The sequence below is a fragment of the Pseudomonas sp. Y39-6 genome (genome assembly GCF_023651955.1).
GTDB lineage: Bacteria > Pseudomonadota > Gammaproteobacteria > Pseudomonadales > Pseudomonadaceae > Aquipseudomonas > Aquipseudomonas veronii.
In genome coordinates, this window is sequence record NZ_CP069594.1 from 4,417,752 (window position 1) to 4,440,114 (window position 22,363).

Sequence of the window (22,363 nt, forward strand, 5' to 3'; positions counted from 1 at the left end):
ATCTAAAACCCGGGCACATCCATTGTGGGAGGGGGCTTGCTCCCGATGACGGTGTATCAGGCAATGTCTCTGTGACTGACCCACAGCCATCGGGGGCAAGCCCCCTCCCACATTGACAAGCGGGGACTCTCTAACAATACTTCGGCATAGTCATACGACAACCTACAACAAAAACTGGAATCCAGATGACCACCACTACCCCAGCGCCCTTCAACCGCCTCCTCCTCACCGGTGCCGCCGGCGGCCTCGGCAAAGTGCTGCGCGAACGCCTGCGGCCGTATGCCCAGGTGCTGCGCCTGTCGGATATCGCCGACATGGCCCCCGCCGGCGCCAATGAAGAAGTGCAGCCCTGCGACCTGTCCGACAAACACGCGGTACACCACCTGGTCGAAGGCGTCGACGCCATCCTGCATTTCGGTGGCGTATCCGTGGAGCGCTCGTTCGAAGAAGTCCTCGGCGCCAATATCTGCGGGATTTTTCACATCTACGAAGCCGCCCGCCGCCATGGCGTCAAGCGCGTGATTTTCGCCAGCTCCAACCATGTGATCGGCTTCTATCAACAGGGCGAGCACCTCGACGCCCACTCGCCGCGTCGCCCGGACAGTTACTACGGGCTGTCCAAGTCCTACGGCGAAGACATGGCCAGCTTCTACTTCGACCGCTACGGCATCGAGACCGTGAGCATCCGCATCGGCTCGTCGTTCCCCGAACCGCAGAACCGCCGGATGATGCACACCTGGCTGAGCTTCGATGACCTGACCCAACTGCTCGAACGCGCGCTGTACACGCCGAACGTCGGCCACACCGTGGTCTACGGCATGTCGGCCAACCTCGACACCTGGTGGGACAACCGCTACGCCGCACACCTGGGCTTCACCCCCAAAGACAGCTCCGAAGTATTCCGCGCCCAGGTCGAGCGCCAGCCGCCGCTGGCCGCCGACGACCCGGCCAAGGTCTACCAGGGTGGTGCGTTCTGCGCCGCCGGGCCGTTCGGTGACTGACGTCACACTAACCCAAGGGAGTGAGTTGCCATGACCGCTGAATTGATTGTCGACGCCCGCAACGCCGTAGGCGAATGCCCGGTGTGGGTGCCCGAAGAAAACGCCCTGTACTGGGTGGATATTCCCAACGGCGGCCTGCAACGCTGGAGCGCCGCCACCGGCCATATCGACGCGTGGAAAGCCCCGCAGATGCTCGCCTGCATTGCCCGCACCGATGCGGGCAACTGGGTCGCCGGGATGGAAAGCGGCTTTTTCCAGCTCACCGCGCACAACGACGGCAGCCTCGACACCACGCCCCTGGCCGAGGTCGCGCACCCGCGCGCGGACATGCGCCTGAACGATGGGCGCTGCGATCGCCAGGGCCGGTTCTGGGCCGGCAGCATGGTGCGGGACATGAGCGCAAATGCGCCCGCAGGCATCCTCTACCGTTACGCGTCGGGCGCCGCGCCGCATGCGCAGTTGGACGGCTTTATCACCCTCAATGGCCTGGCCTTCAGCCCCGATGGCCGCACGATGTATGTCTCGGACTCGCACCCGCTGGTGCAACAGATCTGGGCTTTCGACTACGACACCGACACCGGCACACCGTCCAACCGCCGCGTGTTTGTCGACATGCAGCCACACCAAGGCCGCCCTGACGGCGCAGCCGTGGATGTCGACGGCGGCTACTGGATCTGCGCCAACGACGCCGGCCTGATCCACCGCTTCACCCCCGACGGTCGCCTGGACCGCTCCCTGCGCGTGCCGGTGAAAAAACCCAGCATGTGCGCCTTTGGCGGCAGTCGCCTGGACACCCTGTTCGTCACCTCGATCCGTGACGACCAGAGCGAGCAGTCGCTGTCCGGCGGCGTATTCGCCCTCAACCCCGGCACGACAGGACTGCCCGAACCCCGCTTCGCCCTCTAGCTGCATCGCTGTGCCTTGAATACAACAATAACAAGACAGGAGTGACCGCTCATGGACTTCAAACGCACCTTGCTCGCCGCCGCAATCTTCACCCTCAGCAGCGCCGCCCACGCGCTGGAAATCAAATTCGCCGACATCCACCCCGCCGGCTACCCCACCGTCGTGGCCGAAGAGAACATGGGCAAGGCCCTCACCCAAGAAAGCAACGGCGAACTGACCTTCAAGTACTTCCCCGGGGGCGTCCTGGGTTCGGAAAAAGAAGTCGTCGAACAAGCCCAGGTCGGCGCGATCCAGATGACCCGGGTCAGCCTCGGCATCGTCGGCCCGGTGGTGCCGGACGTGAACGTGTTCAACCTGCCATTCGTGTTCCGCGACCAGGCGCATATGCGCAAAGTCATCGACGGCGAGATCGGCGATGAAATCCTCGCCAAGATCACCGACTCCGAATTCGGCCTGGTCGCCCTGGCCTGGATGGACGGCGGCACGCGCAACCTCTACAGCAAAAAACCGGTGCGCAAGATCGAAGACCTCAAGGGCATGAAGATTCGCGTGCAGGGCAACCCGCTGTTCATCGATGCCTTCAACGCCATGGGTGCCAACGGTATCGCCATGGACACCGGCGAGATCTTCAGTGCCTTGCAGACCGGGGTGATCGACGGTGCCGAGAACAACCCACCCACCATGCTGGAACACAACCACTTTCAGAACGCCAAGTACTACACCCTCACCGAGCACCTGATCCTGCCCGAGCCGATCGTGATGTCGAAAATCACCTGGAACAAGCTCACCCCCGCGCAACAGCTCATGGTGAAAAACGCCGCCAAGGCCGCCCAGGCCGATGAGCGTGTGCTGTGGGATAAAAAATCCGCCAGCAGCGAGGAAAAACTCAAGGCGGCTGGCGTGGAGTTCATCCGCGTCGACAAACAGCCCTTCTACGACGCCACCGCCGCGGTTCGCGCCAAGTACGGCGCGCCTTACGCCGACATCATCGCGCGCATCGACGCCGTTCAATAACCCGCCCTGCCTCTCGCATAAGGCCCGGCGCGGTCGGCATCGACGCGCCCGGTCACGGTGAACGCCATGAAGAATCTAGTGCTGCGCATCAACGACCGCCTCTACATGACCTGCATCTGGGTCGCCGGCCTCTCGGTCCTCGGGGTCGCGCTGATCATCCCCTGGGGCATCTTCGCCCGCTACATCCTCGGCACCGGCTCCAGCTGGCCGGAGCCCACCGCCATCCTGCTGATGCTGGTGTTCACCTTTATCGGCGCCGCCGCCAGCTACCGCGCCGGGGCGCATATGTCGGTGGCGATGATCACCGACCGCCTGCCTGCGCGCCAACGCCAGGTCGTCGGCATCCTCTCGCAACTGCTGATGGGCACCATCTGCCTGTTCATGACCATTTGGGGCAGCAAGCTGTGCCTGTCCACCTGGAACCAGTTCATGAGCGCCATCCCCACCCTGCGCGTGGGCATCACCTACATGCCGATCCCGATCGGCGGGTTGCTGACCCTGGTCTTCGTGGTGGAAAAACTCGTGCTCGGCGACCAGAGCAACCGACGGGTCGTGCGCTTCGATCTGGTTGAAGAAAGCGAAGGGGCTGCCTGATATGGACGCATTGATTCTGTTGGGCAGCTTTGTCGGCTTGATCCTGATCGGCATGCCAGTGGCCTATGCCCTGGGCCTGTCGGCGTTGATCGGCGCGTGGTGGATCGACATTCCGTACCAGGCCCTGATGATTCAGATCGCTGGCGGGGTGAACAAGTTTTCGCTGATGGCGATTCCGTTCTTCGTGCTGGCCGGCGCGATCATGGCCGAGGGCGGCATGTCGCGGCGGCTGGTGGCGTTCGCCGGGGTGCTGGTGGGTTTTGTGCGCGGCGGCTTGTCCCTGGTGAACATCATGGCCTCGACGTTTTTCGGTGCGATCTCCGGCTCCTCGGTAGCCGACACCGCCTCGGTCGGCTCGGTGCTGATCCCGGAAATGGAGCGCCGTGGCTACCCCCGGGAGTTCGCCACGGCGGTGACCATCAGCGGTTCGGTGCAAGCACTGTTGACCCCGCCCAGCCACAACTCGGTGCTCTACTCCCTGGCGGCGGGCGGCACGGTGTCGATCGCCTCGCTGTTCATGGCCGGCGTGGTCCCGGGCCTGCTGATGAGCGCGTGCCTGATGGTGCTGTGCCTGATCTTCGCGAAGAAGCGCGACTACCCCAAGGGCGAAGTCATCCCGCTCAAGCAAGCGCTGAAAATCTGCGCCGACGCACTGTGGGGCCTGATGGCCATGGTGATCATCCTCGGCGGCATCCTGTCGGGCATCTTCACCGCCACCGAGTCCGCTGCGATCGCGGTGCTGTGGGCATTCTTCGTGACCATGTTCATCTACCGCGACTACAAATGGAACGAGCTGCCCAAGCTGATGCACCGCACGGTACGCACCATTTCCATCGTGATGATCCTGATCGCCTTCGCGGCCAGCTTCGGCTACATCATGACCCTGATGCAGATCCCGGCGAAGATCACCACGCTGTTTCTGACCCTGTCGGACAACCGCTACGTGATCCTGATGTGCATCAACGTTATGCTGCTGTTGCTCGGCACGGTGATGGACATGGCGCCGCTGATTTTGATCCTCACGCCGATCCTGCTGCCGGTGGTGCTCGGCATCGGCGTCGACCCGGTTCACTTCGGCATGATCATGCTGGTCAACCTCGGCATCGGCCTGATCACTCCACCGGTCGGCGCGGTGCTGTTCGTGGGGGCGGCGGTGGGCAAGGTGAGTATCGAGAACACCGTGAAGGCGCTGCTGCCGTTCTATGGCGTGCTGTTTTTGGTGCTGATCGCGGTGACTTACATTCCGGCGTTATCGCTGTGGCTGCCAGGGCTGGTGCTGTGATGCTGATTGAACTGGAAGATCACCTGACCCACCTCACCCTCGCCCCGGCCGTGGGCGGCAGCATCGTCAACTGGCGCGTGCGCGCCAGCGGCCAGCCCCTGCTGCGGCCTAGCGATCAAGCGGCGCTGGACAGCGGCCTGCCCGGCAAACTGGCCTGCTATCCCCTCGCGCCGTGGTCCAATCGCATTGCCAACGGCGGTTTCGACACGCCCGCCGGCTGGCTGGCACTCACGCCCAACAGCGCGACCGATCCGCTGCCGATTCACGGTTCGGCCTGGCGACAGGCGTGGCGCGTGGTCAGCCAGTCGGCGGATGAAGTGCTGCTTGCGCTGGAATGCGCCACGCCGTTCGCCTATCGCGCCGAGCAGCGGTTTGGGTTGAGCAACGGCGTGTTGAGTATCGGGCTGAGCGTGACGCATCTGGCCGAAGCCGCCGCGTGGCACGGTTTGGGCTTGCATCCTTACTTCCCGCGCCGGGCGGGTACGCGGTTGCAGGCCAAGGCTGGGCAGGTATGGATGAGTGATGCGTCCAAGCTGCCGACGGCGCTGGCACCTGTACACGCCGATTGGGATTTCCAACAGCTCAAGGGATTGCCCCAAGCGTTGGTCGACAACGGTTTTTGCCAATGGGACGGGCATTGCCGGATCGAACAGCCGGAGCTGGGTTACACCCTGGAATGCCAGGCCACTGGCGCCGATTACTTCCTGCTGTACTGCCCGCCGGGGCTGGGGTTCTTCTGCATCGAGCCGGTGAGCCATCCGGTGAATGCCCATCACTTGCCGGGCAGGCCGGGCCTGAAACTGCTGGAGCACAACCAGTCGACCCAACTCAATTTCACCCTGAAATACATTCCAACTGTGGGAGGGGGCTTGCCCCCGATGGCAGTGTGTCAGCCACTACATGCATGACTGACCCACCGCCATCGGGGGCAAGCCCCCTCCCACATTGGATCTCCTTTGCATTGGCGACCCCATGACACGCCCTATCAGATCCAGCCAAGCCAGCTCCAGTAGGTCGCCGCAAACACCAACATCAACAAGTAACCCATCAGCGTCACCAACACCCCCACCTTGGCAAACTGCCGCGCCGTAAACGTCCCGGTCCCCAGGCACACCATGTTCTGCGGCGCATTGATCGGCAGGATAAACCCGTAGCTCACCACAAACCCCAACAGCATGGTCATCCCCAACCGGTTGAACTCCCCCGGCAAGGTCTGCAACACCGCAATCAGGATCGGCAACAACGCCGAGGTCAACGCGGTCGCACTGGCAAACCCCAAGTGGATCACGATCAAAAACGCCCCGAGGATGGCAAACACGCCCAGCGGCCCGACCTGGTCCAGCCCGGTGTGCGCCACCACTTGCGAACCCAGCCACTGCCCGGCCTGGGTGGTCAGCAACGCCGTGCCGAGGCTGATGCCGACGCCAAACACAATCACCGTGCCCCACGGAATCCGCGACTGCACATCCTTCCAGGTCATCACGCCGATCCCCGGCAACAGCAGGAACACCAGCCCGGCGTAGGTGGTCGAGGTGGTGTCGAAATTGTGCAGGCGCCCTTCGGTAGCCCACGCCAACAGTAACAGCACCGACACGGCAAGCAGGCGTTTTTGCGGGCCGGTCATCGGGCCGATGTCCACCAGCGACTGGGCCACGGCTTCTTTGCCGCCGGGGATGCTGTCGCTTTCCGGCGGCAGCAGTTTGATCACCAGGAACAGCAACACCGCCGACATGATCAGCGCCCATGGTGCGCCGGCGATCAGCCAGTCGATCCACGACACGCGCTGGCCGAGCATCTTGTCCATGAACCCGACGGTCAGCAGGTTCTGCGCGGCGGCAGTCTGGATGCCGACGTTCCAGATGCTGGTGCCCTGGGCCACCACGATCATCAGGCCGGCGGCGATGTTGGAGCGTTTATCGACGCCAAACGCCGCCACCACGCCCATCATGATCGGCACCACGCAGGCACTGCGCGCGGTGGCGCTGGGTACGACGAGGCTCAGGAGAATAGTCACCGCGATCGCCCCCAGCAGAATGCCGCGGGTGCTGGTGCCGACCCGGGTCAGCGTGACCAAGGCGATGCGCCGATCCAGGCCGGTGTGGGTCATGGCGGCGGCGATGAACAACGCCCCCGCCACCAGGGCCAGCGCCGGGTTGGAGAAGCCGGTCAGCGCCATGCCGATGGCCGGGCTGGAGCCGATCAGGTGCGCGGGGTCTTGCAGCGACGGCGCGGTGCCGAGCAAGAACGCCATGAGCGAGGTGATCATGATCGCGCTGGCCTCATAGGACACCGCCTCGCTGATCCACACCACCACCGCAAACGCGAGGATCGCCAGCATGCGATGCCCGGCCACCGGCAAATCCGCGGGCAGCGGTAACAGCAGCACCCCGACCATCACCAGTACAGCGACGACCAGGCCCAAGGGCAACTTGAATGATGCAGCGGTTGTTGCGGGGGCGCTCATGGGGGAGTCTCCGTCGGCGTCAAATCAGGCTGGGAGCATGGCGCAAAATGCCGCACGCGGTGTTGACAGGTATCAAACCTCTAGGCCAATAACTGACTCAACACCGCCCGCAACTTCCCGGGCTTGACCGGTTTGTTCAACAACGGTGCGTCCAGCCGCCGCAGGATGCGCCGGCACTGGTCGGTGCGGTCGGCGCTGATGATCACCGCGGGAATCGTCTGGGCAAAATGCTCGCGCAGGTACTTGACCACCTCACAGCCCACCACGCCGTGGTCCAGGTGATAGTCCGCCAGGATCAGTTCCGGCGCCCTGCCCTGCAATGCCAGCAACGCGCCGGCCTGGTCGGTGGCCGTGACCACCTCGCAGCCCCACTGCCCGAGCAGCGCGCTCATGCTTTCGAGGATGCTGACTTCGTTGTCCAGCACCAGCAAACGCCGCCCCGGCAGCGGGTTGCCGGTGGTCGGTTGCGTGGGCAGTTGGCTGATAGCCAACGGCATTTCTTCGCTGATCGGCACTTCGAGGCTGAACATCGACCCGCGTCCCGGCCACGAGCGCACCGCCACCGGGTAACCGAGGATCTCAGCGATCCGCTCGACAATCGCCAGCCCCAGGCCCACGCCCTTGCGGTCCGAGGCGCGGCCGACGTCCAGTTGGTTGAATTCGAGGAAGATCGCGTCGAGCCGGTCGGCCGGGATGCCGCGCCCGGTGTCCCACACTTCCAGGCGCAGGTGATCGCCGCGACGACGGGCGCCGAGCAGGATGCAGCCGTCGTCGGTGTAGCGGCAGGCGTTGCTGAGGAAATTGCGCAAAATCCGCGTCACCAGGCGCAGGTCGGTCCGGATCGCGTAATGGCCGGTGTGTGCGCGCAGATTCAGTCCGGCGGCCAGGGCGACGGACTGGAACTCGGAGACCAGCGGCGCAAACAACTCATCCAGGCGATACAGCGCCACGTCCGGCTTGACCGCTGCCTGGTCGAGCCGCGAGATATCGAGCAAGTCGGTGAGTAAATCCTCGGCACCTTCCAGGGCCTGGTGCGTGCGCTCCACCAGCACCTGTTCGACGCTCGGCAACGACCGTTCGCGCAGGGTGGCGATCAACAGCCGTGCGGCGTTGAGCGGCTGCAACAGGTCATGGCTGGCGGCGGCGAGGTACTTGTCCTTGCTGCGGTTGGCGGCCTCGGCGGCGTCGCGGGCGTCGCGCAGCTCCTGTTCGACCTGTTCGCGCTGGGCGATCTGCTGTTGCAGGTTGCGGTTGGCTTCGAGCAGTTCATCAGTGCGCGCCGCCACCCGCTGCTCCAGCTCATCGTTGAGGCGGATGTAGCGGTTGCGCTCGGCCTCCAGCTCATCGAGGCGGGCCGTGAGTTCCGGGTAGTGGCTCTTGCGCGCCGACTGGTCGCCCAGCCCCAGCAGCCCGGCCAGGGCGCGCTGCTGGTCGTCAGAGAGCTTCGCCATAGACGACCTCGACGTCACGCTGGCTCGATTCACGGGGGTTGGTGAGGATGCACGGGTCGTGCATGGCGTGCTGGGACAGGAACGGAATGTCCGCCACCCGCACGCCGTGCAGGCCGAGGGTTTCGTGGAAGCCGATGGCACGCTTCAGCGCGATCAGATGCTCGACCAGCCGCCCGCGGATCTGCGGATGAGTCAGGCCGCGGCAGTCGATGCCGAACGTCTCGGCAATCACCTTGAAGCGCTCCGGCGCCGAGTTGTAGTTGAACGCCACCACATGCTCCACCAGCACCGCGTTGCACAGGCCGTGAGGCAGGTCGAGGAAGCCGCCGAGGCTGTGGGACATGGCATGCACCGCGCCGAGGATCGCATTGGAGAACGCCAGCCCCGCCTGCATGCTGCCGAGCATGATCTTCTCGCGCAGGGCGATGTCCGCCGGGTTGGCGATCATCTGCACCAGGTTGCCGTTGATCAGGCGCATGGCTTCCAGCGCGTGGGGGTCGGTCAGCGGGCCGTGGCCGGTGGAGACGAACGCCTCGATCGCATGCACCAGCGCATCGATGCCGGTGCAGGCGGACAGGAACGGGTCCATGCTCGCCGTGGTTTCCGGGTCGATCAGCGACACGTCCGGCACCACCGCCTTGCTGACGATGGAGAACTTCATGCGCTCCTGCTGGTTGGAAATGATCACGAACTGCGAGACATCCGCCGAAGTGCCGGCGGTGGTGGGGATCAGGATCAGCGGGGGGCTGGGCACGCGAATGGTGTCCACGCCTTCGAATTCGAGGATGTTGCGCCCATGGGCGACCACGATGCCGATGGCCTTGCCGCAGTCCATCGGGCTGCCGCCGCCGATGGCCACGATCACGTCGCAATGGTTGTCGCGGTACACCTCGGCACCGAGCATGACTTCTTCGACGCGGGGGTTGGGTGAGACGCCGCTGTACAGGCAGTAATCGATGCCGATGGCCTGCAGGCTGGCTTCCACGTCGGCGACCCAGCCGGCGGCGATCACACCGGGGTCGCTGACCACCAGCACTTTGCGCGCACCGAAGGTCTTGGCGTAATTACCGACGTTGTGCCGGCAGCCGGCACCAAAGATGATTTCAGGCGAAACGAACTTACGCAGAAGGCTGAGATTTGGGCTCATTGGAAAGCCTGTTTTTATTATTTTTGAGAGATGCGCTCCACACTAACCCATCCGCGCGCGAATGCAATCAGACCAAAGAGTCATTCCCCAAACGACCCCGGCCAGCGCGAGGCTGGCCGGGGGTGAATCAGCGGCTGGCGAAGTACATGGTCACTTCAAAGCCGATACGCAGGTCGGTAAACGCGGGTTTAGTCCACATGGGGCGATCCTCTTGTTGTGCCGGAAGATTCCGGTAATGGCATTAATGCATGGGGGGATGGGGGTGCGAATGCTACTTTCGAACGAGCCTGAAGCATGCCTTGGTAGCAGATGTACACCGATCAAAAATGTGGGAGGGGGATTGCTCCCGATGGCAGTGGGTCAGCCAATACATGCATAACTGAGCCACCGCTATCGGGGGCAAGCCCCCTCCCACAGTTGGTTGCATTTCAAGTCGGGGTTAGAAGAGGCCCAGGGGGTTGGTCTGCGGGTAGTGATCCAACAGGCAAAGCCCTCTTGTTGTGCCGAAACGGGTGTACGCCGATCAAAATGTGGGAGGGGGCTTGCCCCCGATGGCAGTGTGTCAGCCAATACATGCCTGACTGATCCACCGCTATCGGGGGCAAGCCCCCTCCCACAGTTGGTTGCATTTCAAGTCGGGGTTAGAAGAAGCCCAGTGGGTTGATGTCGTAGCTCACCAGCAGGTTCTTGGTCTGTTGGTAGTGATCCAACATCATCTTGTGGTTCTCACGCCCCACGCCGGACTTTTTGTAGCCGCCAAACGCGGCGTGCGCCGGGTACAGGTGGTAGCAGTTGGTCCACACGCGGCCGGCCTTGATCGCCCGGCCCATGCGGTAGGCGCGGTTGATGTCGCGGGTCCACAGGCCGGCACCCAGGCCGAACTCGCTGTCGTTGGCAATGGCCAGGGCTTCGGCTTCGTCCTTGAACGTGGTAATACCCACCACCGGGCCGAAGATTTCCTCCTGGAACACACGCATTTTGTTATGGCCCTTGAGCAGGGTCGGCTGGATGTAGTAACCGCTGGACAGGTCACCCTCCAAACGCTCGGCCGCGCCGCCGGTGAGCAGTTCGGCGCCCTCTTCCTGGGCGATTTTGAGGTAGGACAGGATCTTGTCGTATTGCTGCTCGGACGCCTGGGCGCCGACCATGGTTTCGGTGTCCAGCGGGTTGCCGCGCTTGATCTTGACGATCTTTTTCATCACCACTTTCATGAAGTCGTCGTAGATCGACTCCTGCACCAGCGCCCGCGACGGGCAGGTACACACTTCGCCCTGGTTGAAGAACGCCAGCACCAGGCCTTCGGCGGCTTTCTCGATGAACTGCGGCTCTGCATTCATGATGTCTTCGAAGAAGATGTTCGGCGACTTGCCGCCCAGCTCCACGGTCGACGGAATGATGTTCTCGGCCGCGCAATGCATGATGTGCGCGCCGATTGGGGTAGAGCCGGTAAAGGCGATTTTGGCGATGCGCTTGCTGGTGGCCAGCGCTTCGCCGGCTTCACGGCCAAAGCCCTGGACGATGTTCAGCACGCCCGCGGGCAGCAGGTCGTTGATCAGCTCGGCAAACACCATGATCGACAGCGGCGTCTGCTCGGCCGGCTTGAGCACGATGCAGTTACCGGCGGCCAGGGCCGGGGCGAGTTTCCAGGCGGCCATCAGCAGTGGGAAGTTCCACGGAATGATCTGCCCGACCACACCCAGCGGCTCGTGGAAGTGGTAGGCGGCGGTGTGTTCGTTGATCTCGGCGGCGCCGCCTTCCTGGGCGCGGATGCAGCCGGCGAAGTAACGGAAGTGGTCGGCGGCCAGCGGCACGTCGGCGTTGAGGGTTTCACGCACGGCTTTGCCGTTGTCCCAGCTTTCGGTGACGGCCAGCACTTCGAGGTTCTGTTCGATGCGGTCGGCGATTTTCAGCAGCACCAGGGCGCGATCCTGGGCCGAGGTCTTGCCCCAGGCGTCGGCGGCGGCGTGGGCCGCGTCGAGGGCCTTGTCGATGTCGGCGGCGTTGGAACGCGGGAATTCGGCGATCACTTCACCGGTCACCGGCGAGGTGTTGGTGAAGTATTCACCGCTGATCGGCGCGACGAATTCGCCGCCGATGAAGTTGCCGTAGCGTGACTTGAAGCTGACGATGGCGCCAGGGGTGCCAGGTTGTGCGTAGATCATGTTAAAGCCTCTGTCTGGGTCCGGGCCTGTCGGTCAACAGGCGATGACCCGATAGTAAAGAGCCCCCGCTGCCGGGCGAATGCGCCGTTGGCAGGAGGGCTCTTGTCATTTGGTCGTAGATTCAGTGTTTGGCGACCAGTTCTTTAGGCAATTTGAAGGTCCAGAGCATGCCGCCCTGGTTGAAGTCCTTGATGCGTTTGGCCACTTCACCGCCCCACAACGGCACCGCGCCGCCCCAGCCGGAGAGCACCGAGACGTACTGTTCGCCGTCCATTTCCCAGGTCACAGGCGAGCCGAGCACGCCGGAGCCGGTCTGGAATTCCCAGACCTTCTCGCCGGTCTTGGCGTTGAAGGCCTGCAGGAAGCCTTCCGGCGTACCGGTGAACACCAGGTTGCCCTTGGTGGTCAGGACCCCGCCCCACAGCGGCGCGAAGTTCTTGTGGCGCCAGACTTCCTTGCCGGTTTTCGGGTCGATGGCGCGCAGCACGCCGATGTAGTCTTCGTTCAACGGCTTGATGGTGAAGCCCGCACCGAGGAACGCCGCACCTTTTTTGTAGGTGATGCCTTCGTTCCACATGTCCATGCCCCATTCGTTGGACGGCACGTAGAACAACCCGGTGTCGCGGTTATAGGCCATCGGCATCCAGTTCTTCGCGCCGAGGAACGCCGGAGCGACGAACACCGAGGTGCCCTTGGCTTCGCTGCCTGGCGCGCCTGGGCGGCTGGCTTCGTTGTAGATTGGCCGACCGTCTTTATCCAGGCCGGTGGCCCAGGTGATCTTGTCGACGAACGGGAAGCCGCGGATGAACTTGCCGTTGGTGCGGTCGAGCACGTAGAAGAAACCGTTACGGTCGGCGGTGGCCGCCGCTTTGATCTCTTTGCCGCCTTCGGTGTAGTTGAAGGAGACCAGTTCGTTCACGCCGTCGTAGTCCCAGCCGTCATGGGGCGTGGTCTGGAAGTGCCACTTGATGGTGCCGTCATCCGGGTTCAGCGCCAGGCGCGAGGACGAGTAGAGGTTGTCGCCAGGGCGCAGGTGCGAGTTCCACGGTGCCGGGTTGCCGGTGCCGAACAGCAGCAGGTTGGTTTCCGGGTCGTAGTAGCCGCCCAGCCACGGTGCCGCGCCGCCGGTTTTCCACAAGTCGCCAGGCCAGGTCTTGCCCGCCTCGCCGCCGGAAATGCCGTTTTCCACGGCTTTACCGTCCTTGTAGACGTAGCCCATGTGACCTTCGACAGTCGGACGGGTCCACAGCAGGTCACCGTTTTTCGGGTCGTAGGCTTCGATCTTGCCCACCACGCCGAATTCGCCGCCGGCCACGCCGGTAATCAGCTTGCCGTTGATCACCAGGGGCGCGGCGCTGATCGAGTAGCCTTCCTTGTGGTCGGCGACTTTCTTGCTCCACACCACTTTGCCGGTGTCTTTGTTCAGGGCCACCAGCTTGGCGTCGAGGGTGCCGAAGAACACCAGGTCGCCGTACAGCGCCACGCCGCGGTTGATCACGTCACAGCACGGGCGGATGTCATCGGGCAGACGCGCATCGTACTGCCAGAGCTTCTTGCCGGTGCGTGCGTCCACCGCGAACACCCGCGAGTAGGACCCGGTGAGGTACATCACCCCGTCCTTGATCATCGGCTGCGCCTGCTGGCCGCGCTGTTTCTCGCCGCCAAAGGAGAACGCCCAGACCGGGCGCAGGTCCTTGACGTTGTCCACATTCAGGGTATCGAGCGGGCTATAGCGCTGGCCTTGGACGCCCAGACCGTTGGTGACGATCTGCCCGGGGTTTTTCGGGTCCTGGAGAATCTCCTGATCGGTCACGGCCGCCATGGCCTGGCCGGATAACAGAATGGCACCGAGCAACACACTCAAGGCGAAGGGTTGGCGGCGTGCGGGTTGGGTCATGACGGCTACCTCTGCGGTTTTTTGTTATACCCGGGAAATTTTCCCGGTCTGGTACAGATTCTTGGGCGCAGGGGCGGTTGTCACAATTGACCGCAGTATCGAGATTGCTAGTTCCTTAGTAGCGGGTCCGGTCCGTCAGCGCGCCGAATCCACGCGCTGCATCTGCTCGCGCTCGTAACGCGGGTACAGGTGGCTGACGCTACGGATCAGTTCATAGCGGCTCAGGTTGATCGCGGCGAAGCGCTCGGGGATGGGGCTGCGGATCATCTCGGCCATGTCGCTGCCGTGGGCGGCGCCGTCGCGCAGCAGTTGGTCGAGCCAGGTCAGGTAGTCGCGCATCTGCGCGAACGGCTGTGCATCGTTGGCCACCGGGCCATGGCCGGGCACGACCAGGGTCCAGGGCAAGGCCTGCAGGGTGTCGATGTCCGCCAGCCACGCCGCCAGCCCGGGGCTGTTGGGGGTGGTGAGGGCGCGTTGGTAGAACACCAGGTCGCCGGCAAACAGCACGCCGGTAGTCTGGTCGAGGATGGCCAGGTCGGCGTCGGTGTGGCCGGTCAGCGCAAGCAGGCGCAGGTCGTGGCGGCCAAAGCTGAGCACACCGGGTTCGAGCACTTGCGTGGGCAATTGCACTTCGGTGCCGCGCATCCAGTCGCCGACCATGCGGTAGAGGTTCTCCGCCATGCCGTCGCCCTGCTCATGCAGCAGGCGCGTGGTGCCGGCCAGGGCGCCGATGGGCACGTCCTTGAAGGCCTGGTTGCCCAGCGCATGGTCGGGGTGGTGGTGGGTCAGCAGCACCTGGATCACCGGTTTGTCGGTGACGCTGGCGATCGCCCGGCGCAGGGCTTCGCCGTAGCGCCGCGACGGCCCGGTGTCGATCACCACCACGCCGGCCTCGGTGACGATGAACGCGGTATTGACGATATTGCCGCCGTTGTCCTTGGCGAAATTGTCGGTGCTGCCTTCCAGCAGCCAGGTGTCGTCGGCGATCAGTCGTGGCTTGAGGGCGTAGTCGAGGTCGGCCACGGCGGGCAGGCTCAAGCTCAGGCACAACAATAGAATCCAGCGCATGCCGCGCTCCTTCTGGTCAGGGAATGGCTGCGTCGAATTCATTGCCGCTGTTGTCGCGCAGCACCAGGCGCGTCGGCCCGGGTGCGTCGATGTCAAAGGCCAGGTTGGGGTTTTCGCTGACCGCCGGGAACAGCACCAGCTCGGCCAGCACCTGGCCGTCCTGGCCACGCAGTTGCGCGTGGTTGAGATAGAACTCGGGGATGCCGCTGACCATGCCGTTATCCATCGGGTGCGCCACCTGCACGCGTACCCGGCTGAATTCGCCGCGTGGGTAACGCCCGCCGAGGACTTCGCCGATATGCTCTTCCCAACCCGGCTGGGTGCGGACCACGCTGGGCGCGGTGCAGCCGCCGCCGGCCGCGTCGATCAGGGTCGAGCCGACGTGCCACAGCCCGTCATCGGTGAGCACCGCCGCACGCAGGGGCGTGGCCTGTTCGATGCGGATACGGATCGACAGCCAGGGCAACACCCCGGCCTTGGGCTGAAAATCGACAATCCTGGGCAACGGGTTGAGTTCGGCCCAGGCGAGGATCTTTACCACGTGCCCCTTGAACGCCCGCGCGTCGATTTCCAGGGGCACCTGGCGCGCATCTTCGGCGAACGGCGGCGCCAGCAGCTTGACCCGCTCATCGAACACGAACGGCGCATCGGCCAACAACTGCTTGTGGTAGAACGCCCACATCACCGACGGCACCGGGTCCGTGCCCGGTTCGACGGCCGCGGCGTGGGCCGCCAACGGTAACCAGCAGGCCAACATGCAGTTCAGTCGCCAGTTCATCGCCTGCTCCTATTGGTACATTTCGGGCACTTCGTACTGCAGGCCGTAATGGCTGTAGATGGTTTGCAGCGAACCGTCGCGGATCAGGCCTTCCAGCGCCTCTTCCACCGCATAGGCCAACTGACGATTACTTTCGTGTACCGCCATGCCGATCTCCCAGCGCTGCCGGCCCATGCTCGGGTAAGCGTTTTGCGCCAGGGCCAGTTGCGGATCGCGTGCTTGATGCACCTGCCAGTCGATCTCGCCGCGCATCGCCATCACCGCGTCGACTTCACCGGCCTTCATCGCCGCGAACGCCTGGGGTACACCGGGGTAGTGATGGGTCTGGCGGGCGAGCATGCCGTTGAACACCGAGGTCAGGTAGAACGACGGCACGCTGTCGACTTCGACGCCGATCGGGTGCTCCTCGAACACCGCCACGCTGGCGACCTTGTCCAGGCGGCGGCGGTCGTAGGCCACCTGCCATTGTTCGTTCTGGTACGGCCCGAACATCACCACATGGCCGTTTTCCAGTTCGCCCTGATCGTTACGCCTTTGCGCGTAGTCGTGGTCGTAGGGTGCGCGCATCATCAGGTCGGCCAGTTGCTGGTTATGCAACTGGCTGCCGCGCCAGATGTAGTCGCGCAGGTCGTCGTCGAGTTTTTCCCCGGCCGGCGCCCAGATCAATTTGAGCTGCACCCCCAGCGCCTTGGCCAGGGCCTCGGCCAGCTCCACGTCGACCCCGCGCGGGGTGGCACCGTCTTCGAAACTGTAGGGGGCAAAGTCCTTGTACACCGCCACTTTCAACTCACCGGCGGCGATCATCTGGTCATAGCTGCGCACCTGCGCCTGTGCCGTCTGGCAACACAGCAGGGCCAGGCCGAGCACATAAGCGAACAGGCGCATGGCTTACTCCTCGACGTGAACGCTGTCCAGGTAGGTGCGTACCGCCCACAAGGCTTCCTGGCTCAGGTAATCGGCCATTTTCGGCATATATACCCGGCCGTCGCGCACCGCGCCGTGACGCACGCGCTGCACAAACCACTCATCACCGGCCTCGCCCACATCCAGCATGCGCAAGTCGGGGGCGATGCCGCCGGACTTGGCTTCCAGGCCGTGGCAGGCGGCGCAGTTCTGATTGTAGGCGGACGAACCGATTTCCAGGGCTCGGTCGTGTTCAGGCGACGTGCGGTAAGGGTTCACTGCCGCCCAGCCGTCCTCGTCGACCGGCACGCCGGCGTCCTTGATCGAGGTCAGGCCCTTGGTTTCCACTGCTTGCGGGACCACGTTGCCGTGGGCCCAGGCCGAGCCTGCACCGATCACACCGGCCAACAGCCCGGCGACGAGCAAGGCATTGCGTTTTGTTGTCATTATTTTTGCCCTCAGGATTGCACGCAAAACCTCATTGCAGAGGTTATGGCAACCATCTTAGAAACCCTGGGGCATAGGCCGTATGCTGCTTTGGTGGCCGGCTTGTCCTCCCTTGGTAGTAGGGCTTGTGGGGCACGCCTAAAACAGCGGCGCTTCGGGAAGTCTTCCCGGCAACAGCGGGACTTTTTCCGTATCCGCGCAGCGCCCTGGCGCTCCACCCTGTGCAGGCCAAAACCTCCACTGGGAACTGCAACCATGATAATAAGATCGCTACCCGCCCGTTCGCCGCTGAGCCTTGCCGTGCAGGCTTTCCTGCTGGTCGGCAGCCTGTCCTTGAGTGCGGCCAGCTTCGCCGCCGCCGACCCTGCCGCGCCGTCCACCGCAAAGGCGACGCGCAACGTCACCTGGGAAGACATCGCCAACGACCACCTGAGCACCAAGGACGTACTGCAATACGGCATGGGCACCAACGCCCAGCGCTGGAGCCCGCTGGCCCAGGTCAACGACAAGAACGTGTTCAAGCTCACCCCGGCCTGGTCGTACTCGTTCGGCGATGAGAAGCAGCGCGGCCAGGAATCCCAGGCCATCGTCAGCGACGGCGTGGTCTACGTCACCGGCTCCTACTCCCGCGTGTTCGCCCTCGACGCGAAGACCGGCAAACGCCTGTGGACCTACAACCACCGCCTGCCCGAAAACATCCGCCCGTGCTGTGACGTGGTCAACCGCGGCGCGGCTATCTTTGGCGACAAGATCTACTTCGGCACCCTCGACGCGCGCCTGATCGCCCTCGACAAGAACACCGGCAAAGTGGTGTGGAACAAGAAGTTCGGCGACCACGCCGCCGGTTACACCATGACCGGCGCCCCGGTGCTGATCAAAGACAAGGTCAGCGGCAAGGTGCTGCTGATCCATGGCAGCTCCGGCGATGAGTTCGGCGTGGTCGGCCAGCTGTATGCGCGCGACCCGGACACCGGCGAAGAAGTGTGGATGCGCCCGTTCGTCGAAGGCCACATGGGCCGCCTGAACGGCAAGGACAGCACCCCGACCGGCGACGTCAAAGCGCCGTCGTGGCCGGATGACCCAACCACCGAAACCGGCAAGGTCGAGGCCTGGAGCCACGGCGGCGGCGCACCTTGGCAGAGCGCGAGTTTCGATGCCGAGACCAACACCATCATCGTCGGCGCCGGCAACCCCGGCCCGTGGAACACCTGGGCGCGCACGTCCAAGGACGGCAACCCGCACGATTTCGACAGCCTCTACACCTCGGGCCAGGTCGGTGTCGACCCGAGCACCGGCGAAGTGAAATGGTTCTACCAGCACACCCCGAACGATGCCTGGGACTTCTCCGGCAACAACGAACTGGTGCTGTTCGACTACAAGGACAAGGACGGCAAAGTGGTCAAGGCCACCGGTCACGCCGACCGCAACGGGTTCTTCTACGTGGTCGACCGCAATAACGGCAAGCTGCAGAACGCCTTCCCGTTCGTCGACAACATCACCTGGGCCAGCCATATCGACCTGAAGACCGGTCGTCCGGTGGAAAACCCGGGCCAGCGTCCGGCCAAACCGCTGCCCGGTGAAACCAAGGGCAAGCCGGTGGAAGTCTCGCCACCGTTCCTCGGCGGCAAGAACTGGAACCCCATGGCCTACAGCCAGGACACCGGCCTGTTCTACATCCCGGGCAACCAATGGAAAGAGGAATACTGGACCGAAGAGGTCAACTACAAGAAGGGCTCGGCGTACCTGGGCATGGGTTTCCGTATCAAGCGCATGTATGACGACCACGTCGGCACACTGCGGGCGATGAACCCGACCACCGGCAAGGTGGTGTGGGAGCACAAGGAAGCCCTGCCACTGTGGGCCGGCGTACTGGCGACCAAGGGCAACCTGGTGTTCACCGGCACCGGCGACGGTTTCTTCAAGGCCTTCGACGCGAAAACCGGCAAGGAGCTGTGGAAGTTCCAGACCGGCAGCGGCATCGTCTCGCCGCCGATCACCTGGGAACAGGATGGCGAGCAGTACATCGGCGTCACCGTCGGCTATGGCGGCGCGGTGCCGTTGTGGGGCGGCGACATGGCCGAGCTGACCAAGCCGGTGGCACAGGGTGGGTCGTTCTGGGTGTTCAAGATCCCGAGCTGGGATAACAAGACCGCCCAAAAATAACCCGTCCCCAGCCCCGTCGTAGCAGCTGGCGCTCGACAGCTGCTACGTTACGGGGTTGCTTCGTCTGGAGGTTCCAAGATGAACTATCTGCCCTTGTTACTCCTGCTCGCCCTGCCCCTGGCCCACGCCGACGACGGCGACGACACCCCGCTGGTCATCAACGGCTGCACCCTCGCCGAACACAGCCAATGCCCCGGCGCCAACCTCAGGGGCGCCAACCTGAGCAACCAGGACCTCAGCAAAATGAACCTGGCCGGCGCCGACCTGCGCGATGCGGACTTGCGCCACGCCAACCTCGACCTGGCCAACCTGGAAAAAGCCCAGTTGCAGGGAGCCAACCTGACCCGCGCCAGCCTGCAACAAAGCAACCTGCGCCTGGCCGATTTCACCGGTGCCACGCTGATGGCGATCCAGGGTTGGGGCCTGTTCGCCCAGGGAGCGCAGTTTGAAAACGCCAACCTGAGCGCGGCCTACCTGCAATTCGCGCGGCTGTCCGGGGCAAAAATGCGCAAGGCCAACCTGCGCGCCGCCGACCTGGAAATGACCTGGCTGAGCAAGGCCGACCTGCGAGGGGCGGATCTGAGCGATGCGAATCTGCAGGAAGCCAAGTTCAGCGAAAGCAACCTGGAACAGGCCACCCTCACGGGCAGCCGCCAGCACTATGCGAACTTCCAGGATGCCAACATGGAAGGCTGCAAGGACTGCCCCACCACCTGGAATCGTTAGCACACCGCCATTTGAATGTAGGAGCGAGCTTGCTCGCGAAAAACCCGAGAGCGCTGCGGGGGGGTATGGTTTTTCGCGTTATCGTTGACGGTTTTCGCGAGCAAGCTCGCTCCTACAGTGGGGTCTAGGTGCCCGCGCTAGGCATGGGCACTGATCGGTAACTTTTGTAGGAGCGAGCTTGCTCGCGAAAAACCCGGGAGCGCTGCGGGAGGTCTGGTTTTTCGCGTTATCGTTGACGGTTTTCGCGAGCAAGCTCGCTCCTACAGTGGGGTCTAGGTGCCCGCGCTAGGCATGGGCACTGACCGGTAACTTTTGTAGGAGCGAGCTTGCTCGCGAAAAACCCGGGAGCGCTGCGGGGGGTCTGGTTTTTTGCGTTATCGTTGACGGTTTTCGCGAGCAAGCTCGCTCCTACAGTGGTAACAGGGGTACACGGGGGAGGATCAGCCCGCTACGCGCACCACGCCTAGGTCGATTCCCAGGTGGACCAGTTCGGCATGGGAACTGACCTGCAATTTGCTCTTGAGCAGGGTCAGGTGGTTGGACACGGTCTTGCTGCTGATATTCAACTGGTCGGCAATCACTCGGGTCGGCGTGCCTCTGGCCAGCATCAGGAAAATCTCCAGCTCACGCGGGGTCATGCCTTGCAAGCGTTGGTCGCTTGGCGTGTAGGCCAGTTGGGTGGCGAGGGACTGTTCGATATAGGCGTGGCCGTCGAGGACGCGCCGCACTGCTTCGATCAGCACCTCGGGCGCCGAGCTTTTGGTCAGGTAGCCCGAGGCGCCGGCTTCCAGGGCCTGGCGCACCAGCGGCAGTTCGTCGTGCATGCTGAAGAACAGCACGCGCAGTTGCGGCAGGCGCTGGCGCAGGCGGCGCGTGGTTTCCAGGCCGCTGATGCCGGGCAGGCCGAAGTCCATGATCACCAAATGCGGCAGTGCTTCCTGGACCCGGCTCAAGGCCTCTTCGCCGCTGGCCGCTTCGCGCACTTCGATGGCCGGCAACAGTGCACGCAACAGGCTGGCATAGCCTTGGCGCACCACCGCATGGTCGTCCACCAACAGAATATTCATGAGGCCTCCAATGGCATGTTCAACGCCAGCGCCCAACCGGCGCCGGGGTGGCTGAGGATTGTCAGTTCGCCGCCCAGGCAGCGCGCGCGTTCGTACATCGAATACAGGCCGACGCCCGGACGCTGCGGCGTTTGCGCGCCGCAGCCGTTATCGCGCACCCACAGGCGCAGGCGCGAACCGTGACGATGCAGGCGCACGCGCACCTGGCTGGCATCGGCATGCCGCACGATATTGGTCAGGGCTTCCTGCAGCAGGCGATAGAGGTGCGTCTTGCTCGCCCCGGACAACGCCGGCAGGTCCGCGCTGACCCGCAGCCGGCAATCGATGCCATGGCTGGCCTGCCACTGCGTCACCAGCATCGCGAACGCCTCGGCCAGCGGCAGGTGCTGCAGGGCCACCGGGTACAGGTCGTGGACCAGTGCGCGAAAGCCTTGCTGCAAGTGATCGCAGTGATCCTCCAGTTGCGCCACCGTGCGCGCGAGCAATTGCGGTTGGTCGGTGACCAGACGCAACAGGCAGGCCTGGGCGCGAATGCCGGCCAGGTATTGGCCGAGGTCATCGTGCAGGGTCTGGGCCAGGTGGTTGCGCTCCTGCTCTTGCACCGCCATCAGGGTTTGGGTCAGTTGGGTATTGTCGGTGTGCGCCTGCTCCAGGGCGTCGGTCATGCGGTTGAAATGCAGCGCCAGTTGCCGCGCTTCGGGTGATCCTGCGCTGCGCAGGCGCACATTGAGCTGGCCGGCGCACACCTGTTGCAAGGCGCGCAGCAGTTCGTCGAGTACGCCCATGCCACGGCGCACCGCCCAGCGGATGGTCAGCAGGCTCAGGGCCAGGGCCAGGGCGCACAGGCTCAACAGTTGTTGCAGGGAGTCCCAGACTTCATCGATCTCATCCCGCGGGTCGACGGCGATGGACACGCGGCGGCCGTCCGGCAGGTCCAGCACCTGGGCACTGCGCCGCGCCTCGGCAAACAGCAGGCGCCCGAGCCAGGCGTCCAGGCCGGACGGCAGCGGCGCCGGCAAGGTCTCGTCGGGGGCCAGCCAATGCACGCGCACATGGCGCAGGCTGGCGGTGAGATGCGGTTGCAGGCTGGCCGGGTCGCGCTCGGCGGTTGCGCTGAGGTAATGCACCACCGCTTCGGCCGATTGCAGCTCACGCTCCACATCGGTCAGGGCCTGATGCAGCAACAGCGCGGTGCAGGCGCAGGTGACCAAGGCGAAGAAACCGCACACCCACAGGTTGATGCGCCACAGTGCCGACATACCTAGTGCGCCACGCTGGCGGGCACGCTCAGCG

Annotated in this window: 20 protein-coding genes; 8 read left to right on the forward strand and 12 right to left on the reverse strand. The window is 63.9% G+C overall.

Annotated elements, in window-relative coordinates; genetic code table 11:
- Nucleotides 1-185 precede the first annotated feature (185 nt).
- The 6 genes from JN756_RS19895 (at nt 186) to JN756_RS19920 (ending at nt 5,705) form a co-directional block, all read left to right on the forward strand.
- Nucleotides 186-1,001 (forward strand): NAD-dependent epimerase/dehydratase family protein, encoded by an 816-nt coding sequence (locus JN756_RS19895; protein WP_126585764.1) that lies wholly within the window; start codon nt 186-188, stop codon nt 999-1,001.
- Between the two features lie 30 nt (nt 1,002-1,031).
- Nucleotides 1,032-1,907, forward strand: coding sequence for an SMP-30/gluconolactonase/LRE family protein (locus tag JN756_RS19900; RefSeq protein WP_102617282.1), 876 nt, complete (start codon nt 1,032-1,034; stop codon nt 1,905-1,907).
- Nucleotides 1,908-1,958: 51 nt separating this feature from the next.
- Nucleotides 1,959-2,921, forward strand: a complete 963-nt coding sequence (locus JN756_RS19905) for a TRAP transporter substrate-binding protein (protein WP_108525035.1) — start codon at nt 1,959-1,961, stop codon at nt 2,919-2,921.
- Nucleotides 2,922-2,987: 66 nt separating this feature from the next.
- Nucleotides 2,988-3,515 (forward strand): TRAP transporter small permease, encoded by a 528-nt coding sequence (locus JN756_RS19910; protein WP_057004482.1) that lies wholly within the window; start codon nt 2,988-2,990, stop codon nt 3,513-3,515.
- A gap of 1 nt (nt 3,516) precedes the next feature.
- On the forward strand, nt 3,517-4,797 hold the full coding sequence (locus tag JN756_RS19915; RefSeq protein WP_046382820.1) for a TRAP transporter large permease: 1,281 nt from the start codon (nt 3,517-3,519) through the stop codon (nt 4,795-4,797).
- The gene (locus tag JN756_RS19920) at nt 4,797-5,705 is read left to right on the forward strand and encodes an aldose 1-epimerase (RefSeq protein WP_201021205.1); all 909 of its coding nucleotides are present in this window, start codon (nt 4,797-4,799) and stop codon (nt 5,703-5,705) included. Before JN756_RS19915 ends, JN756_RS19920 begins: the two co-directional genes overlap by 1 nt.
- 77 nt (nt 5,706-5,782) lie before the next feature.
- Here JN756_RS19920 and JN756_RS19925 read toward each other — a convergent pair whose 3' ends face one another.
- From JN756_RS19925 to pedF, 10 genes are all read right to left on the reverse strand, one after another.
- On the reverse strand, nt 5,783-7,261 hold the full coding sequence (locus JN756_RS19925) for a DASS family sodium-coupled anion symporter (protein ID WP_017847473.1): 1,479 nt from the start codon (nt 7,259-7,261) through the stop codon (nt 5,783-5,785).
- A gap of 80 nt (nt 7,262-7,341) precedes the next feature.
- Nucleotides 7,342-8,712, reverse strand: coding sequence for an ATP-binding response regulator (locus JN756_RS19930; RefSeq protein ID WP_201021206.1), 1,371 nt, complete (start codon nt 8,710-8,712; stop codon nt 7,342-7,344).
- Nucleotides 8,696-9,859: an alcohol dehydrogenase-like regulatory protein ErcA gene (gene ercA, locus JN756_RS19935; RefSeq protein WP_017847475.1), complete on the reverse strand. Its 1,164-nt coding sequence runs from the start codon at nt 9,857-9,859 to the stop codon at nt 8,696-8,698. The genes JN756_RS19930 and ercA overlap by 17 nt, the downstream gene beginning before the upstream one ends.
- A gap of 127 nt (nt 9,860-9,986) precedes the next feature.
- Nucleotides 9,987-10,058, reverse strand: coding sequence for a pyrroloquinoline quinone precursor peptide PqqA (gene pqqA / locus JN756_RS19940; RefSeq protein ID WP_010209364.1), 72 nt, complete (start codon nt 10,056-10,058; stop codon nt 9,987-9,989).
- A gap of 442 nt (nt 10,059-10,500) precedes the next feature.
- Complete coding sequence (gene exaC, locus JN756_RS19945) at nt 10,501-12,021, reverse strand: acetaldehyde dehydrogenase ExaC (RefSeq protein ID WP_017847476.1); 1,521 nt, start codon at nt 12,019-12,021, stop codon at nt 10,501-10,503.
- 121 nt (nt 12,022-12,142) lie between these two features.
- Nucleotides 12,143-13,918, reverse strand: coding sequence for a PQQ-dependent methanol/ethanol family dehydrogenase (locus tag JN756_RS19950; protein WP_046382819.1), 1,776 nt, complete (start codon nt 13,916-13,918; stop codon nt 12,143-12,145).
- Between the two features lie 135 nt (nt 13,919-14,053).
- The gene (locus tag JN756_RS19955; protein ID WP_017847478.1) at nt 14,054-14,986 is read right to left on the reverse strand and encodes a quinoprotein relay system zinc metallohydrolase 1; all 933 of its coding nucleotides are present in this window, start codon (nt 14,984-14,986) and stop codon (nt 14,054-14,056) included.
- A gap of 16 nt (nt 14,987-15,002) precedes the next feature.
- A complete protein-coding gene (locus JN756_RS19960; protein WP_057004484.1) occupies nt 15,003-15,764 on the reverse strand; it encodes a quinoprotein dehydrogenase-associated SoxYZ-like carrier in 762 nt (253 codons plus the stop codon).
- Between the two features lie 9 nt (nt 15,765-15,773).
- Nucleotides 15,774-16,649: a substrate-binding periplasmic protein gene (locus JN756_RS19965; RefSeq protein WP_046382816.1), complete on the reverse strand. Its 876-nt coding sequence runs from the start codon at nt 16,647-16,649 to the stop codon at nt 15,774-15,776.
- A gap of 3 nt (nt 16,650-16,652) precedes the next feature.
- Entirely contained in the window at nt 16,653-17,114 is a 462-nt protein-coding gene (gene pedF / locus JN756_RS19970) for a cytochrome c-550 PedF (RefSeq protein WP_017847481.1), read from the reverse strand.
- A 255-nt stretch (nt 17,115-17,369) separates the two neighbouring features.
- Between pedF and exaA the strand changes: the two genes are divergently transcribed.
- Nucleotides 17,370-19,277 (forward strand): quinoprotein ethanol dehydrogenase, encoded by a 1,908-nt coding sequence (exaA, locus tag JN756_RS19975; protein ID WP_079444253.1) that lies wholly within the window; start codon nt 17,370-17,372, stop codon nt 19,275-19,277.
- Nucleotides 19,278-19,355: 78 nt separating this feature from the next.
- The gene (locus tag JN756_RS19980) at nt 19,356-20,003 is read left to right on the forward strand and encodes a pentapeptide repeat-containing protein (protein ID WP_201021207.1); all 648 of its coding nucleotides are present in this window, start codon (nt 19,356-19,358) and stop codon (nt 20,001-20,003) included.
- A 440-nt stretch (nt 20,004-20,443) separates the two neighbouring features.
- On the opposite strand, the gene JN756_RS19990 is transcribed toward JN756_RS19980, so the two are convergent.
- Both JN756_RS19990 and JN756_RS19995 read right to left on the reverse strand, forming a co-directional pair.
- Nucleotides 20,444-21,070 (reverse strand): response regulator transcription factor, encoded by a 627-nt coding sequence (locus tag JN756_RS19990; protein WP_017847484.1) that lies wholly within the window; start codon nt 21,068-21,070, stop codon nt 20,444-20,446.
- On the reverse strand, nt 21,067-22,329 hold the full coding sequence (locus tag JN756_RS19995; RefSeq protein ID WP_079444256.1) for a HAMP domain-containing sensor histidine kinase: 1,263 nt from the start codon (nt 22,327-22,329) through the stop codon (nt 21,067-21,069). Before JN756_RS19995 ends, JN756_RS19990 begins: the two co-directional genes overlap by 4 nt.
- Between the last annotated feature and the right edge of the window lie 34 nt (nt 22,330-22,363).